At 43.2% G+C, this 17,140-nt stretch carries 16 protein-coding genes; 12 read left to right on the top strand and 4 right to left on the bottom strand.

Features of this window, described 5'->3' with window-relative positions; all coding sequences use genetic code 11:
* Nucleotides 1-9: 9 nt before the first annotated feature.
* Nucleotides 10-516, top strand: coding sequence for a tyrosine-type recombinase/integrase (locus tag AC1DVJ_RS00955; protein WP_477587671.1), 507 nt, complete (start codon nucleotides 10-12; stop codon nucleotides 514-516).
* A gap of 33 nt (nucleotides 517-549) precedes the next feature.
* Here the strand turns inward: AC1DVJ_RS00955 and AC1DVJ_RS00950 are convergent, their stop codons facing one another.
* Nucleotides 550-918 carry a helix-turn-helix domain-containing protein gene (locus AC1DVJ_RS00950; RefSeq protein ID WP_477588044.1) on the bottom strand — a complete coding sequence of 123 codons (369 nt, stop codon included), beginning with the start codon at nucleotides 916-918 and terminating at the stop codon, nucleotides 550-552.
* A gap of 736 nt (nucleotides 919-1,654) precedes the next feature.
* Between AC1DVJ_RS00950 and AC1DVJ_RS00945 the strand changes: the two genes are divergently transcribed.
* From AC1DVJ_RS00945 to AC1DVJ_RS00925, 5 genes are all read left to right on the top strand, one after another.
* Entirely contained in the window at nucleotides 1,655-3,625 is a 1,971-nt protein-coding gene (locus AC1DVJ_RS00945; RefSeq protein WP_477587670.1) for an asparagine synthase-related protein, read from the top strand.
* On the top strand, nucleotides 3,622-3,777 hold the full coding sequence (locus AC1DVJ_RS00940; RefSeq protein WP_477587669.1) for a paeninodin family lasso peptide: 156 nt from the start codon (nucleotides 3,622-3,624) through the stop codon (nucleotides 3,775-3,777). Before AC1DVJ_RS00945 ends, AC1DVJ_RS00940 begins: the two co-directional genes overlap by 4 nt.
* Nucleotides 3,778-3,869: 92 nt before the next feature.
* On the top strand, nucleotides 3,870-4,820 hold the full coding sequence (locus AC1DVJ_RS00935) for a phosphoenolpyruvate carboxykinase (ATP) (protein ID WP_477587668.1): 951 nt from the start codon (nucleotides 3,870-3,872) through the stop codon (nucleotides 4,818-4,820).
* Between the two features lie 22 nt (nucleotides 4,821-4,842).
* Nucleotides 4,843-6,663, top strand: a complete 1,821-nt coding sequence (locus AC1DVJ_RS00930; RefSeq protein ID WP_477587667.1) for an ABC transporter ATP-binding protein — start codon at nucleotides 4,843-4,845, stop codon at nucleotides 6,661-6,663.
* A gap of 133 nt (nucleotides 6,664-6,796) precedes the next feature.
* Entirely contained in the window at nucleotides 6,797-6,982 is a 186-nt protein-coding gene (locus AC1DVJ_RS00925; RefSeq protein ID WP_477587666.1) for a hypothetical protein, read from the top strand.
* Between the two features lie 413 nt (nucleotides 6,983-7,395).
* On the opposite strand, the gene AC1DVJ_RS00920 is transcribed toward AC1DVJ_RS00925, so the two are convergent.
* Nucleotides 7,396-7,824 carry a DUF2621 domain-containing protein gene (locus AC1DVJ_RS00920; protein WP_477587665.1) on the bottom strand — a complete coding sequence of 143 codons (429 nt, stop codon included), beginning with the start codon at nucleotides 7,822-7,824 and terminating at the stop codon, nucleotides 7,396-7,398.
* Nucleotides 7,825-7,946: 122 nt separating this feature from the next.
* Here AC1DVJ_RS00920 and AC1DVJ_RS00915 point away from each other — a divergent pair, with 122 nt between their 5' ends.
* From AC1DVJ_RS00915 to ppnP, 4 genes are all read left to right on the top strand, one after another.
* On the top strand, nucleotides 7,947-9,074 hold the full coding sequence (locus AC1DVJ_RS00915) for a deoxyribonuclease IV (RefSeq protein ID WP_477587664.1): 1,128 nt from the start codon (nucleotides 7,947-7,949) through the stop codon (nucleotides 9,072-9,074).
* A gap of 35 nt (nucleotides 9,075-9,109) precedes the next feature.
* A complete protein-coding gene (gene purU, locus AC1DVJ_RS00910) occupies nucleotides 9,110-10,009 on the top strand; it encodes a formyltetrahydrofolate deformylase (RefSeq protein ID WP_477587663.1) in 900 nt (299 codons plus the stop codon).
* 186 nt (nucleotides 10,010-10,195) lie between these two features.
* Entirely contained in the window at nucleotides 10,196-12,217 is a 2,022-nt protein-coding gene (gene tkt / locus AC1DVJ_RS00905) for a transketolase (RefSeq protein WP_477587662.1), read from the top strand.
* 78 nt (nucleotides 12,218-12,295) lie between these two features.
* Nucleotides 12,296-12,613 carry a pyrimidine/purine nucleoside phosphorylase gene (gene ppnP / locus AC1DVJ_RS00900; protein WP_477587661.1) on the top strand — a complete coding sequence of 106 codons (318 nt, stop codon included), beginning with the start codon at nucleotides 12,296-12,298 and terminating at the stop codon, nucleotides 12,611-12,613.
* Between the two features lie 252 nt (nucleotides 12,614-12,865).
* Here ppnP and AC1DVJ_RS00895 read toward each other — a convergent pair whose 3' ends face one another.
* A complete protein-coding gene (locus tag AC1DVJ_RS00895; protein WP_477587660.1) occupies nucleotides 12,866-13,531 on the bottom strand; it encodes a DNA-binding response regulator in 666 nt (221 codons plus the stop codon).
* Between the two features lie 256 nt (nucleotides 13,532-13,787).
* Nucleotides 13,788-14,705, bottom strand: a complete 918-nt coding sequence (locus AC1DVJ_RS00890) for an NAD-binding protein (RefSeq protein ID WP_477587659.1) — start codon at nucleotides 14,703-14,705, stop codon at nucleotides 13,788-13,790.
* 222 nt (nucleotides 14,706-14,927) lie between these two features.
* Here AC1DVJ_RS00890 and AC1DVJ_RS00885 point away from each other — a divergent pair, with 222 nt between their 5' ends.
* Both AC1DVJ_RS00885 and AC1DVJ_RS00880 read left to right on the top strand, forming a co-directional pair.
* Nucleotides 14,928-16,283, top strand: a complete 1,356-nt coding sequence (locus tag AC1DVJ_RS00885; protein WP_477587658.1) for a glucose-6-phosphate isomerase — start codon at nucleotides 14,928-14,930, stop codon at nucleotides 16,281-16,283.
* Between the two features lie 165 nt (nucleotides 16,284-16,448).
* On the top strand, nucleotides 16,449-17,090 hold the full coding sequence (locus AC1DVJ_RS00880) for a YigZ family protein (protein WP_477587657.1): 642 nt from the start codon (nucleotides 16,449-16,451) through the stop codon (nucleotides 17,088-17,090).
* Nucleotides 17,091-17,140: the final 50 nt, after the last annotated feature.

The following is a 17,140-nucleotide window of genomic DNA, read 5'->3' as shown; positions in this document are numbered from 1 at the left end:
ATTCTACTCATGCAAGTTGTTCAACCAATTAGAGAACAAGAGAAAATTGAACAGATCCAGGAAGTGTTGAGGGAACAATCGATTCGAGACTGGCTTCTCTTCACAATTGGAATTAATTCCGGTCTCCATCTTAGTGATCTTCTCTATCTAAGGGTAAAAGACGTGGTAGATCGGAATGTTGTGAGTGTACGCGAGGAGAAAACGGGTAAAGTCAAGACGTTTCAGCTGTCTGCCCAACTTAAGGCGTATATTAAGGATTATGTCCAATATATGGACGATGAAAGCTATTTATTCCCTTCCCAACGAACGGGTAACCCTATCAAAAGAATTCGTGTTTATCGGATTCTGAACCAGGCTGCCAAGCAGGTAGGATTAACGGATATTGGCACACACACCTTACGTAAGACCTTTGGCTATCATTACTATTTAAAAACCAAAAATGTAGCCGTGCTTAGGGATCTATTTAATCAATCTGCGCCATCCGTAACGTTGAAGTATATTGGCGTCAAGAATTAATGATAGGCTGAGCGTTTGGAGTTAATTTACAACCTAATCCAAAGAACGCTCAGCTCTAACAAAAGCTATGAACCGTCTTGCCTCTTCCGAAGATAGAGGTCTACCATCCACCGTTAAGGAGAATTTTTGCAAGATTCCCTCATCGGTTAGATCTAGATTTTCGACAAAATCGCGGACATCTTGGTCTAGGACCGTATCTTCTACATTAGTACGGCCTAGCAGGTAGTCAATAGACACATCAAAGAAGTTCGCTATCTTATTTATTGTTTCATAATCAGGTTCACGACGACTTGTTTCATAGTGAGAAAGGGATGCCCTAGAAATACCTATCTTGATGGATAGCTCTTCTTGGGTAAGCTTTCTTTTTTCACGTAAGAGCGCAATACGATCTCCATACTTCAGTTTGATCAGTCCTCACTGTTCGTTTTAACTTATACCATTATATCCACCATTATTAATGAAATATACCAGAAGACTATTATATCAAAGCAGACATTCATTTGACTAGATACAAAATGTATTTAAATATCGTTTCCCCCTCTTGTTAAGTTACGAATTGTATCGTATAATATTTTATATATACATATTGTAACATGATGCGACATTTAGTCATATATAAGGGGACGTGAAAATGGTGAATTTTGAAAAGGTATTTTGTGTCGAATGTCAGGTGATAATGGACAAGAGTCATGCGAGGAAAATTTTTAAAACGGGGTATTACCAAACAACAATTCCGCTTGCACATTGCTTGAGATGTGAGACATTTCAGCATGTTTTTATGCATAGCTTTGAAGGAATGGCTGCAGCTGAAAGTTGTATCTAGTGAATAAGGCGGGATCAACCTGGAAGACGCGAATAGTCGCTGCAACACTCATAAGCCACATTCTACTTGAGTAAAATAGGGTGTAGCTATTCGCACTTGTACTTGTGCAATTGCGGTGATACAATGCGTATCGAATGAATGTTAATGGGAGTGACTGTTGGATTTGAAGCTAGTAGAAATTCCCAGTTGACATTATTAAGATAAGGATGTAACTTATAGTTAAGTTCTTTATAAAGAACAAATTGAGACGTAATAGCGAACGACGCATAGCAGTGTCCATTTTTTGCAATCAAAATACATAAGGTGGGAAAATGCTTGAGCGCAATCAGTGGAATTTATTATATGAACCATGAGGCTATGAATATAGAAGATGGCATGATTTTAATGAAAGGTTTAAGGCAATATCCATCGGACGATATTCGAATTTGGCATAGTGACAACATATTTCTTGGCTGTCATGCGCAGTGGATTACTCCTGAGTCGGTTGGTGAGAGGTTACCTCGATTTAGTGAAGAAAAGCAATTGGCGATTACCGCAGACGCGATTATTGACAATCGACAAGAATTGTTTGAAAGACTTCAAGTAGATCATACATCAAGAAAGAATATGACAGATAGTGAATTGATTTTACTCGCTTATTTAAAGTGGGAAGAGGAAGCTCCGAAGTATTTAATGGGCGACTTTGCCTTCATGATTTGGGATGTGAGGAAAAAGCTGCTTTTTGGGGCTAGGGACTTTTCTGGAACGCGGTCACTTTACTTTTATCGGGATCCCAATCGGTTCGCCTTCTGTACAACGATGGAACCACTGCTCAATCTTTCATATGTTTCAAAAAGTATAAATGAGCTTTGGTTTGCCGACTTCCTGGTTATACCAGGTATGGTTGATACAGTAGATACGTTATCGACTGCTTACAAAAACATTGAACAGATTCCTCCTTCGCACAGCATCACAATATGTGATGGGAAAGTCAGACTTTCAAGATATTGCAAAATATCTTTTGAAGAGCAATTGAAGTTCAAGAAAAATGAAGAATATGAAGAGGCATTTCAGGCGGTATTCCAAGAGGCTGTTACAGCTAGAACTCGTACTCATGGCGAGGTTGGAGCACAATTGAGYGGAGGACTAGATTCTGGTGCAGTAGTTAGCTTTGCAGCAAAAGCATTAAGTGAGAGAAATAAACAATTACAAACCTTCAGCTACATACCAGAAGATCATTTTAAAGATTGGACCTCCCATAATTATGCAGCCGATGAAAGCCCTTTTATAAAAGCAACGGTAGATTATGTAGGCAATATTTCGGATCATTATCACAATTTTGCAGGGAACAATCCCCTAACTGATCTTGATGATTCCCTGGAGCTTATGGGAGCGCCGTATAAGTTTTTCGAAAACTTCTTTTGGTTAAAAGGAATTTATGAGAAAGCCAATCAAAGAGGGGTAAAGGTACTGTTAAGCGGGGCAAGAGGCAATTACTCCATTTCTTGGGGATCTTGGAGCATGACAGTTAATTATTACGCGTCTCTTTTTAAAAAGTTAAGGTGGGCACGACTTTATCAAGAGCTTGATCACTATTGTCATCACTATCAAACAGGAAAATCAGTCATCCTTCCTATCGTTATTAAAAAAGCATTTCCATCCATGCATCGAAGTTCTTCCCTACATATGTCTTCTGAAAATGAAAATCAAACACTCATTAGTGCATCATTTGCACAAAGAACAAATGTTTTTGCAAGACTTCAGGAACATGGTTTTGATCTAAAAGGGACATCCATAGGAGATCCAAATGAAGTCAGGAAAAAGCACTTTGAACAGCTATATCATTGGAATAAAAACGGGACTGCCACTACGAAACTATCTTTACGGTACTCATTATGGGATCGTGATCCTACCAATGATTTAAGAGTCATACGCTTCTGTCTGGCTGTACCGGAAGAGCAATATGTTCTAGGTGGCTTGCAACGATCATTAATCCGAAGAGCAACCAAAAATATGTTGCCAGATAAAGTGAGATTAAATCAACAGGTTCGTGGCGTACAATCGGCTGATATTATACCTCGACTAGCGTCAAACTGGGGAGCTTTTAACCAAGAGTTAAACCAGCTTATCCGTGACCCTCTTGTTTCAGAGATGCTTAATATCGATGTATTGAAACAGGCCATCGCCAATATCGGGCATGAGCCCCGTCCTGAGCTCGCGTTTGATTCTGATTTTAAAATATTGACACGTAGTTTAATGATTTATCGGTTTATGAAAAAGATTACACGAGAGGAGGTGAGCATATGAAGCAAGTTTGGCAAGTACCAGTATTGGAAGTTCTTGATGTTAGCTTGACTATGGGTGGACCAGGGAAAGCAAATCCGGACTGTTTTGACACACATGATTCTGATTTACCTGAATCCAATGCAAGCTGTTTACACCCAGTACATAGCAGCTAAATTAAGCTTAATCAGTACCCCCTATACCTTTAAAAGTGTAGGGGTATTTTTCTAAATATTACCCAATTAATCACTTAGGGAGAATAATATATATGATACATACTAAGGAAAAAGCCATGTATAAAGCATTTGGATTAAACATAAACAGCGAGATTTGCTTACCTGAATTAAGGGTTGCAAACCATACTGAACAATGTGATATTACGATTGAAATCGGTGAGTTATCGAGCTTATGGTCCATGTTAGCTGTTCCTAACGAGTCTTTTGTCATTAGAGAAAACCTAGTTATGTTTGAAGTCCCCAATTCAGCTATCTACTCCATACAAAATGGATGCAAAATTACGGTTCAACCTCAGGAAGGTTGTGGCGAGGATGAACTCCGCCTCTATTTGCTGGGGACTTGTATGGGCGCGATCATGATGCAACGTAAAATTTTGCCGCTGCATGGGAGTGCCGTTGTTGTTCATGGAAAGGCCTATGCCTTCGTAGGTGAATCAGGTGCTGGTAAATCTACTTTAGCATCTACTTTTCTAAGTAAAGGATATCGACTTTTGAGTGATGATGTGATTCCTGTGACGATATCGCCAGACCATATTCCTTATATTACACCAGGATATCCACAGCAGAAATTATGGTTAGAAAGCCTAAATGAGCTTGGTATGGAATCAAGCAGCTATCGTCCCGTTATCCATAGAGCTACCAAATATGCCATACCGGTGCCAGCCCAATTTGCTCCTGAGCCTATACCGCTTGCAGGAGTATTTGAACTAGTCAAAACAGAGAATGAGCAAATTGAATTAGTTCCAACCCCAAAACTTGAACGATTCCTTACCTTGTTCCGCCATACGTATCGAAATTTTATAATTTCCCCATCTGGCTTAATGCAATGGCATTTTGATACTACTGCGAGTATTCTGGGTAAAATTGATGTATATCGGTTATGCCGTCCAGTTACTCGTTTCACAGCCCATGATCTTGCTTCCTTAGTCATAGATACAATAGAAAACGAAAATCAAGCCAATTTATCTAGAGGCTTTAAATAATAAGCAGGAAGGGAACAAAATTATGAAGGATATGCTATTTTTTGTGAAAAAATTACACGCTCTATCAGGGAAAATATTATATATCAATATCCTTGCAATGATTTTCATTAGTCTGCTTGAGGGAATCGGAATTTTGTTTTTGATTCCAATGATAACTGCAAGCGGTATTATAAAGTTAGATGTAACAGGGATTCCCCTTTCGCATTGGCTTGAGATATTTCATAAGGTTCCCGCTTTACTTGAATTACCCCTAATCTTAGGGATTTATCTCTTATTAGTGATCGGGCAATCCGTATTTCAAAATAAACTATCGATTCGTAACGTAAAAATTCAGCAGGGCTTTACTAGACATTTACGGTTAGAGACCTATGGTTCCATACTTCAAGCTAACTGGGATTTTTTCATGAAAAGTAGAAAATCTGATTTAATAAACTTGTTAACTTCAGAACTTGCTCGTGTTAGTGCTGGAACAAATACTTTTTTGCAATTTATTGCATCCGTTATTTTTACGTTAGCTCAAGTAAGCCTTGCTTTTTGGCTCTCACCTAAGATTACCGTTTTTGTTTTAGTCAGCGGATTAGTACTGATCTTCGTATCCCGTAAGTTTCTTAAAAGATCGCTAAAGTTTGGTAATTCGACACTTGAGTTAGGACAAAGCTATCTTGCGGGTGTAACAGACCAAATCAATGGAATTAAAGATATTAAGAGCAATCGATTAGAAAAAGCGAGAATGAATTGGTATGTTGCTCTGACCGAACGGATGCAGAATGAACAAGTGGCATATACCAAGTTAAAGGCAGGATCGAGTATACTTTATAAAGCTTCATCGGCTGTATTAATGGCGTTTTTTATATATTTTTCTGTGAACTTATTTCGTTCTCAGCCTGAACAGTTGTTGTTGATTATTATCATTTTCTCTAGGCTATGGCCTAGATTTATTGGCATTCAGTCAAGTATGGAGCAAATCGCAGTGGTGATGCCATCTTTTAAAGCGTTGGTAGCGCTACATGAACAATGTGTGGTTGGGAGAGAATTTAAAGAGGGCATGGATCATGAACTCAAAGAGCAGAGGATGAATATGAAACAAGGGATTAACCTTGAGAATGTTTGCTTCCGCTATGATTTGGGGCAACCTGCGTATGCTCTTCAAAAAGTTAATTTGCATATCCCATCTAATCGCATGACAGCCATTGTGGGTCACTCTGGTGCCGGAAAAAGTACCTTAGTAGATGTAATAATGGGATTGCTGAAACCAGAGAGTGGACATGTCATGATTGATGGCATCCCGCTATCAGATGATATCATAGTATCGCTAAGAGAGTCTTTAGGCTATGTTTCTCAGGATCCTTTCCTGTTTAATACGAGTATAAGAGACAATCTGCTCATGGTTAAACCGCATGCTCAAGAGGAACAATTGTGGGAAGCATTAGAATTCTCATCCGCTGCTGACTTTGTAAGGAGACTACCACAGGGTCTTGATACGCTCATTGGTGATCGAGGAGTCAGACTCTCAGGTGGAGAAAGACAGAGGCTTATCCTCGCTCGAGCGATGCTGAAGAAACCTTCGATTTTGATTTTGGATGAAGCCACTAGCGCGTTAGATAATGAGAATGAAGCCAAGATTCAAGAAGTCCTAGAACAGTTAAAGGGGAAAATGACAATTATCGTAATTGCCCATCGCTTATCGACTATTAGGGACGCGGATGAAGTTATTGTTATGGAAGAAGGTAAAATTATTCAGGTCGGAAAATATGATAAATTGGCAAAAGAGAAAAAGGGAGTATTCAGTTTTTTAGAAAAACATGAATGGATGACTATCCAGAAAGTGGAAAATTTCAATTGAGGGGACAGCCCCTAGGATAGCTATCTAAGTAACTGAAACCTCTTGATTTGATACATGTTGTATATATGATAATAGTCATATATACATATTATCAAATGATACGACATGTAGTCATGGATAAGGGGTAGTGAAAATGGTGAATTTTGAAAAAGTATTTTGTGTCGAATGTCAGGTAACAATGGACAAGAGTCATGCGAAGAAAATTTTTAAGACAGGGTATTATCAAACTACAATTCCGCTCGCACATTGCTTGAAATGTGATACGATTCATCATATTATTATGCATAGCTTTGAAGGAATTACCGTAGCTGAAAGTTGAATGTAATGAATAAGGCGGGATTAGCTTTGTATTCGCGAACAGTAGCTGCAACAACCCATAAGCCAAATCTTCTTTTAACAAAAGAGGGTGTGGTTTATTCGTACTTGTATTTGTGGAATTGAAACGATACAATACGTATCCGAAGAATGGCGTTATTGATTTTTCATCCGGAAAAGTGCGCATGTCTTTGTTTATTTTGTGACAGGTATTCTGATCGCTCGTCTACTCAAAGCCTCGATAGTGGGGATATTATTGGATCTGGCTGACTCACAGAATCCATCAATTGATTCGAAATAAGAAAGACCAAACAGTGTAACAGCGGGTAAAACAGTCTTTTTCTGAAAATAAAAGCTTTTTCATAATAAAATGAAAAAACGCCCGCCAGCAACAGAAGTTACTGGGGGCGCTCCATATCAACTCAACAAATGCTTATACGCACTATAATCAATCTGCTGCTTCTCCAGAAAGCTCGTCAAACTTCGATAATCGCGCTTCGGCGTTGCTAATATATATCCCTCAATGCAGTGCTCCCTCGTCACTTCTACCGCATTAGCCTCTAAAGCAACTTGTCCAATTCGCGCGGCAATCGAATGCTTGGCAATATCACGGAAGGCTGTCGGTACAGGTGAAACTAACTGGTCTAGAAATGTCTTGGAATCCGCTGTCCAGAGATGCCGTGAGTTGTCCACGTAATGATTCTGCCAATCGAGCTTCGATTTGCCATCCTCTTTCGGAAGTACCTTGAGAAACTTGCGAAACATGAAATATCCGCCTACCGACATGAAGAATAGCAGCACGCATACCCAGAAAATGATGAACCACATGAAAAAATCATTCGCCATTTATTTGTCACCTCACTAATTTGCTTCAAATAGATAGTAAGAATTATACCTTATTTCTAGATTTCTTGCGACAATACGAGTAAAATAGGAAGGTAGCAGCTACTAATAAAGGAGTTATGACCATGCCTAAAATTGGATCACACGTTTCGTTCTCAGATAAAGGCTTGCTTAATGCAGCAGAAGAAGCCGTTTCCTATGGATCATCTACGTTTATGATATACACGGGCGCACCGCAGAATACGCGCCGTAAACCGATCGAAGAACAGTATATTGAAGAAGGCAAAGCTTTGATGGACAAGCATGCGATGAATGAAATCGTTGTTCATGCGCCATACATTATCAATTTGGGCTCTTATAAGGAAGATACGTTTGAACTCGCAGTTCGTTTCCTTCAAGAAGAGATCCGCCGGACGGATTATATCGGGGTACGTAATATTGTACTTCATCCAGGTGCTTATACGGACAAGGATGCCGACTATGGGATTGCCAGAATTGCAGATGGTTTGAATGAAGTACTTGCTGGCGTCAAAGATACGAATGTTAACATTGCTTTGGAGACCATGGCTGGCAAGGGGACAGAGATCGGCCGCAGCTTTGAAGAAATCGCGGAAATTATGGAGCGCGTAGAGTTCAACAACAAACTGACAGTTTGTATGGACACTTGTCACATTCATGATGCCGGGTATGATATTGTGAATGATTTGGACGGGGTTTTGCATCATTTCGATCGTACGATTGGTTTGGAAAAGTTAGGCGTTATCCACTTGAATGACAGCAAAAACCCGCGGGGAGCAAGCAAAGACCGTCATGCGCCGCTCGGTTCAGGTTGGATTGGTTTTGAGGCGATGAACAACATCGCGAATCATGAGAAGCTGCAGCATTTGCCGATGATTCTTGAGACGCCTTGGATTGGAAAAGAAGACAAAACACAGCGTCCGATGTATGAAGTGGAAATTGCATTGCTTACTAATAAGCTAAGTGGACGTTTTGGCGGCGAGTTCCTAGATCATGTGGAGCGAATTGACTTTTTGCTAACGAAAAAAGACGTTCACTACCGTGATTTCGTTCTCAAGACATGGGAACTGCTCAAAAACGATGCCAAAGCGAAGAAAGCGGACGGACGCGAGCCATTGGAACGCTTGTACGATATTCTTCACGAGGAACAACTTTTCGCTGATCTTAGCGAAGAACAAATTAATCAACGTTTGATTGTCTGGCTTGCTGGAAATGACATCTTGAAGAAGGCTTAGCCTTCACTCAGTCCGATATTACTAGGGGGATATACATGGAAGCGGGAACCACGAATAGCTCAATTCGCCGGGAGATCGAATTGATGAATAGAGCAAGAATGCTAATTTCTTGCCCGGATCAGCCGGGAATTGTTGCAGCCGTATCGCAATTTTTATTTGAATATGGTGCGAATATTGTGCAATCTGATCAGTACACGATGGATCCAGAGGGCGGCATGTTTTTCATCCGGATTGAGTTCGATTTAGCGGAATTAGCGAGTCGAGTTGAGAAGCTAAGAAGTGATTTCTCAATCGTTGCTGAGAAGTTCTCGATGGACTGGAGCCTTTCCCTAGCAAGTCAGAAGAAGCGGATTGCGATTTTCGTATCGAAGGAAGACCATGCGTTGCTGGAGCTATTATGGCATTGGCGTGCAGGGGATCTCAACGCGGACATTGCGATGGTGATCTCTAATCACGATGACATGAGATCACTGGTAGAGCCGTTCGGGATTCCTTTTCATCACATCCCCGTTACCGCGGCTACCAAAGCGGAGGCGGAGCAGCGCCAGCTAGAAGTGATTGGCGATGGCGTCGATGCCATTGTGCTTGCTCGCTATATGCAGATTGTTTCACCATCCTTCATCACACATTATGCGAATCGCATCATCAATATCCACCACTCCTTCCTACCTGCGTTCATAGGTGGAAAGCCTTATGCCCAAGCGCATAACCGCGGGGTGAAGATTATTGGCGCTACGGCGCACTATGTGACAGATGAATTGGACGGCGGACCTATTATTGAGCAGGATGTTCAGCGCGTTAGTCACCGGGATAATGTCGAGGATTTGAAAAGAATCGGTCGCCATATTGAACGGATCGTACTTGCGAGAGCGGTAGCTTGGCACGTAGAAGATCGGATTATTGTGCATAATAACAAGACGGTTGTGTTTAATTAGTATAAGGCAGGTTGTATCCGTTTATGGGTACAACCTATTTACATATAGGCGAGAAGTATAACATTTTAACGGGTTATTGTGGCAAAGCCTTAAAGCAAATGGTACAATAATGCAAGCGAGAATTGTCACTTGTATGTACAAGTTGATGACTGACGATAATACAGAAATATTGGAGGGAATACTCGAATGACTGCAACAAATAAGACAATTGAACAATTAGCCGTCGACACGATCCGTACACTCGGTATCGACGCGGTTGAGAAAGCTAAATCAGGCCACCCAGGTATGGTAATGGGCGCTGCTCCAATGGCTTACGTGCTGTGGAAGCAGCATATGAAACACAATCCTTCAAATCCAAAATGGGTAAACCGTGACCGTTTTGTACTGTCTGCAGGACACGGCTCCATGCTTTTATACAGTTTGTTGCACTTATGTGGATATGATCTTCCAATGGAAGAGATCAAGAACTTCCGTCAATGGGGAAGCAAAACCCCTGGTCACCCAGAGTACGGTCACACAGCAGGTGTTGACGCTACAACAGGTCCACTTGGACAAGGTGTAGGTATGGCAGTGGGTATGGCGATGGCAGAAGCTCACTTGAGAGAGACTTACAACAAAGAGAACTTCCCAGTAATCGATCACTACACGTACGCGATTTGCGGAGATGGCGATATGATGGAGGGTGTTTCTTCTGAAGCGGTTTCCCTTGCAGCTCACTTGAAATTGGGCAAATTGATCATGATGTACGATTCCAATGATATTTCGCTTGATGGCGAATTGAATATGGCGTTCTCTGAAAACGTGCAAGCACGTTTCGAAGCTTACGGCTGGCAAGTATTGCGCGTAGAAGAGCAAAATGACCTTGCTGCGATCTCCAAAGCGATTGCAGAAGCGAAAGCTGATACAACGCGTCCTACGTTGATTGAAGTGAAAACGACAATCGGTTTCGGTTCCCCGAACAAAGGTGGCAAAGGCGGACACGTTGGACCGCACGGTTCACCACTTGGCGGCGACGAAGTGAAATTGACGAAGCAAGCGTACGGCTGGCCAGAAGAGCCGGATTTCCATGTTCCGGACGAAGTACGTGCACACTACGCAGAAATTCAAAAAGAAGGTACTGCAGCTGAAGAAGCTTGGAGCAATCTTTTGAATGACTACATCAAAGCCTACCCAGAGCTTGGTAACCAATTCAGCGCTGCTGTAAGCGGCGAACTGCCAGCTGGTTGGGATGCAGATCTTCCGAAATACACGACAGAAGACAAACCAATGGCGACTCGTGTTGCTTCTGGTAATGCGATCAACGCTGTTGCAGGCAAATTACCTCAACTCATCGGGGGTTCCGCGGATCTAGCGAGCTCTAACAATACAATGATCAAAGGCGAATCCAACTACAGCGCGAGCAACTATGCTGGACGCAACGTATGGTTCGGTGTTCGTGAGTTCGGTATGGGTACTGCAATGAACGGTATGGCACTTCATGGTGGTGTCAAAGTGTACGGAGCAACTTTCTTCGTATTCTCAGACTACCTACGTGCTTCCATCCGTCTAGCAGCGCTTATGCAGCTTCCGGTTATCTACGTGCTAACGCATGACAGTATCGCAGTTGGTGAAGATGGACCGACGCATGAGCCGATCGAGCAATTGCCGGCACTTCGTGTTATTCCAGGCATCACAGTGATCCGTCCTGCTGACGGTAATGAAACATCTGAAGCTTGGCGTTATGCGATTTCCGAAGCAAAAGGTCCAGTAGCGCTTGTATTGACTCGTCAAAACTTGCCGATCCTTCCAGGTACAGTTGAAGGTGCAAAAGCGAACCTAAGCAAAGGCGGTTACGTGGTATCCGACGCTGCTAACGGTCAACCAGATGCACAAATCTTGGCAACAGGTTCCGAAGTTCAACTGGCTGTCGCGGCTCAAAAATTGCTGCAAGCCGAAGGCATCAACGTTCGCGTTGTCAGCTTACCGAGCTTGGAATTGTTCGAGAAACAATCCAAAGAATACAAAGATTCCGTTATTTTACCAGGCGTGAAGAAGCGTCTTGCTGTTGAGATGGCATACCCACTTGGCTGGGAGCGTTACACAGGCGACGAAGGTTCAATCCTTGGTATCACCACATTCGGAGCATCTGCGCCTGGGGATACGGTTCTGAAAGAATACGGCTTCTCACCAGAGAACGTAGCAGCCCGCGTGAAAGCATTGTTAGGTTAATAAATTTGCAGGGGCTCAGCTTGTCTGAGCCTCGGCTTGCACTTATTCGTAGTCACTTTAGAGGAGGAAATATTAATCATGTCCAGCTTTGAAAATGTAACTGTACTTACGAAAGCCAATGTTTATTTCGATGGAAAAGTAACGAGCCGCACTGTACAATTCGCGGACGGCACGAAGAAAACGCTTGGCATCCTGCTTCCAGGTGAATATGAATTCGGAACAGATGTGAAAGAAATCATGGAAATTCAAGCTGGTGAGCTGAGCGTATTGCTTCCAGGCAGCAGCGAGTGGATCACGATCAATGGCCAAGGTGAATTCACCGTGCCAGCGAACACGAAATTCAAGCTCGAAGTAAAAACTGTGAGCGACTATATTTGTTCGTATATCGCAGAGTAATCCGCGAATGTGAAATAGTTTCCGTCTTCCTTTGGTGCAAACCGGGGAAGGCGGGAGCTTTTTTGTGTTCGCCAGCGCTCGAGCTGGCGAGAAAAGTGCCTAATAAGAGTGGTGAACCACTCTTATTCCGCCTAGATCCGCGTGAAACGCGGAAATTAGAGCGGTCAACCGCTCTTGTAGAGCCCGCCAGCCCTCGGGCTGGCGGCTGCGCGTCCGCTCCTTGCATTATCTGCATGGCGTTTCCAGCGCGCACTAAAACAAATACGGCTCCGCAGACGTATTAAGGACGTATGAGCTTATCCGTCGCTCACCGCTCCCTGGGCGAAGTAATCCCTTCGTGTGGAGCCTCCTTAACCAAACGCCCGCCGCCTCCCGCCGTATGCCGAGATGTTCGGCAACACGACTTGATTTTAGCGAGTCTGACCCCATTGCGGCCAGCCTCATGATTTCTTTTTCCTGATAGACAAGGGAATTTGACACATCGCTTTCGCCATACAAGCGCCCAAGCATGTGCAAGATCATTTGCTGACAGCGACGTCTTCGCTGCGTGAGATCATCGTAGGAGAATCGGATGATTTTCCATCCATCCAAGACGAGCTGGTTTTGTCGCATGAGATTATCACTAAAGCGTCCGCGATCGATATCTCTAGCATGAGGGCCATATCCATCAATGTCGAAGCTGATCCGATAAGGCGGACGAATATATGCGAAATCGATGAATCGTGTGCCATCTTGAAAGTCTTTGACTTCATATTCGGGGTGCAGGTGCTGAAAGTGCCCAACAGCCTGCCACCACAGTCCCTCAAGGAATAATTTCTCAGCATGACCATGTCCTTCCACGAGTCTCCTTAACCGTTCACCCGATCTCCGCGCTCGATGTAATTGAATAAAAGCATCATACGCTACTTGAAATGCCATTCCTGTTACCTCCTCTTAAAATAAATAAAACCGCCTCTCCCATTGCTGGGAAAGACGGTGTGCTTCACACGTCATGTATTCAAATGGGTTGCACGAATGTTTGATTACGCATAGATAAGGATACATTATTTTCTTTATTTGGTAAATATGTGACCAGCTTCATAAGCAAATTATTCAAAAATGGCACTGTATGTGCAGGTTCGACAACTATGTAATAATGTGTATACGCTAGCTGTGCAGCCGTTGTAATTTGTACCTACACCGCACTCGCAATATGATCTTCAATATACTGCTCCAACTTAATCCGCACATAAGGCGGTAACCCTGACAGCATACAGCCATAGCGGAAGCTGCGTCCTTCTGTCACGATGCGAATGACGCGACCCGTGATAGGAGGTAATCCAGCTTCCTGCGGGAAGTGGATGACAACGAACATATCGGGAGCTAACAGCACATTGGTTGTGATCTGCAAACCGCTCTCAGAAAGATCGAAGAGCGTACCGTCGATATTTTGCCCGGAGAAAGAACCTTCTTGCTCCCATTGGTAGATGGAAAGCTTTAAGTTAATATCCAGCTGCACGCGTGTATTCTTACGACGTTCACGACCAGAGAGAGGCGAAGCCGGTTTCACTACCTCAACGACAGGCTCGCTAGGCTTAACAACCTGCTGTCCCATCCATTCCTCGTAGCACTTAATGACAGCGCTGAGATCCTCTTCACCTAAGCCTTTGCTAAGGCCGATTTGGAACAGATTAGTAGCCGATTGCAGCATCGGAGTCGGTAATTGGAATTTGCTAGTAATCTCTTGTGCGAGCAGCAGATCCTTCAGCATCAGCTTCAAGGAGAATTGATTGCTGAAATCGCGATCGAGAATTTTCTCGCCTTTGAGCTCGACTTGCTTGCTATTGGCTCCGCCAGAGCGGGCGATTTCTAAGAATTGGCTGGGGTCAATGCCAGCTTTTGTTGCAATGGACAAGCCTTCGGCAAGTCCTGCAAGGTTAATGCCGACCATCGTGTTGTGAGCGAGCTTCGCATAGGAACCAGAACCGCTCGGCCCGAGGTAAAGTGCTTTGCTGCCAAGTACGTGGAACAAGTCTAGCTGCTCCTCGAATACTTCTTGGCTGCCGCCGACCATGAACGTAAGCGTACCTGCTTCTGCAGCTGCCAAGTCCAATAAAGCCGATACGTTTCATGTCCCTCACCTCTAACTTCATTTTAACATGGGAATTAATACCTGTGAATTACTTTGTAGGATCTTTGACCTGCGACCAAAGTCTCTCTACTTACGTGATCTTTCATCGTTGAATGTCATGTAATATAGGCTCACTCACTTGCATTTAGACAAGCAAATAAGTATGCTAGGAAAAGGTAAAAAATAGAGATGGAGGCGAACCTATTGAGTAAAAAACTACAGTTTGATTACAGCAAGGCATTATCCTTTTTATCCCAGCATGAGGTCGATTATTTGGCAGCTCAAGTTGAGCTCGCACATGATCAACTGCATAACAAAACAGGCGCAGGCTCTGATTATTTAGGCTGGGTGGATCTTCCTGAGAACTACAATCGTGAAGAGTTTGCTCGCATTCAAGCATCTGCAAAACAAATTCAATCGGATTCCGACGTACTTATCGTGATCGGTATTGGTGGTTCCTATCTAGGTGCACGTGCTGCACTTGAAATGTTGTCTCATTCTTTTTATAACATTTTGCCAAAAGATAAACGTAAAACACCTGAGATTTATTTCGTGGGAAATAATATCTCCTCGACATATGTGACACATTTGCTTCAATTGCTTGAAGGTAAAGATTTCTCCGTGAATGTGATTTCCAAATCCGGTACGACAACTGAGCCAGCGATTGCATTCCGTATTTTTCGAGAATTATTGGAGAAGAAATACGGTAAGGAAGCGGCTCGCAAACGGATCTACGCAACAACGGATCAAGAGAAAGGCGCTCTCAAAACGCTAGCAACAGCAGAAGGTTACGAGACTTTCGTTATTCCAGACGATGTTGGTGGACGTTACTCTGTCCTAACAGCGGTTGGTTTGCTTCCGATTGCAACTGCAGGCATTGACGTTGAAGCGATCATGAAAGGTGCGGCAGATGCGCAGCAAGAGTTTTCCAATCCGAAGCTCAGCGAAAATCAAGCCTACCAATACGCAGCTGTGCGTAACTCCCTGTATCGTAAAGGGAAAACGATCGAGATCCTCGTAAACTATGAGCCATCCTTGCACTTCGTTTCGGAGTGGTGGAAGCAATTGTTCGGTGAGAGCGAAGGCAAGGATTACAAAGGGATTTACCCTGCTTCCGTAGACTTCTCAACGGATCTTCACTCCATGGGGCAATTCGTTCAAGATGGCAGCCGGATTTTGTTCGAAACTGTTATCCAAGTTGACCAAGTGGCTGATCATATCACCATCGGTACGGATGCGGATGATCTGGATGGACTGAACTTCCTTAGCGGTAAAACGATGGACTTCGTGAACAAGAAGGCTTTCCAAGGCACAATGCTTGCGCACACAGACGGACAAGTACCGAACCTGATAGTAACTTTGCCGGATATGACACCTTATTCTTTCGGATACATGGTCTACTTCTTTGAAAAAGCATGCGGCATCAGCGGTTATTTGATGGGTGTGAATCCGTTCGATCAACCGGGTGTTGAAGCGTACAAAAAGAACATGTTTGCGCTATTAGGCAAGCCTGGTTATGAGAAAGAAAAGGCAGAACTTGAAGCTCGTTTACAGCAATAACTAGTAACACACGTTAAAAACGATCAATCCTATCGGATAGGTCGTTTTTTTGCACCTTTTTTTCCATTATTTATGTGGTAAATTTTCTTTCTATATTGTCGAAGTCTTATGTTGTGTGTAGAATATAGTGAAACAGTTGTTTCCTTCTACCGAGAAAGGTTGGCTATGCTAGCACATTATCGCACAATCCATTCGTATGGTTCGTCTGAGATTATCATCAAGAAGTCACGTTTCATCGGTCATGCTAAACCTGTAGAGTCAGAAGAAGAAGCAATCCARTTCATAGAAGCGATCAAGAAAGAACACAGGTCGGCCACGCATAATTGCAGTGCATATGTCATTGGTGAGCGGGATCAAATCCAGAAGCAATCCGATGACGGAGAACCCAGCGGTAGCGCAGGGAAGCCGATTCTGGAAGTGATGAAGCATCAAGGGCTCAAGAATACCGTTGTCGTGGTTACTCGTTATTTTGGTGGCATCATGTTAGGCGCTGGCGGGCTCATTCGTGCATATACGGATGGGGCTGTGGCAGGCATTGAAGCAGGAAGGCCGATTTATAAAGTAAATCATCAGCTCGTGCTGATTGAAGTCGATTATACATGGTATGGCAAGCTGGAAAATGAACTGAGAAATCAAAAGATGCTGCTAGGGGACATTCAATTTACGGATAAAGTGACCGTTGCTTGTTATCCTTTAGCTGCTGAAGCGGAAGCATTCATGAATTGGGCAACTGATGTAACACAAGGTCAAAGCATGATTGTCGTAGGAGAGAACGAGTATATCGATCATGAGAGCTTGCCTGAGTAGGTGAGCTCCAGACACACCAAATTTCATATGAGCTGAGGATGCGGAGGGAT

This window comes from Paenibacillus sp. P4_A9 (assembly GCF_056402415.1).
The sequence above is the reverse complement of the archived record's forward strand: the minus strand, read 5'-3'. Positions and strand labels throughout refer to the sequence as shown.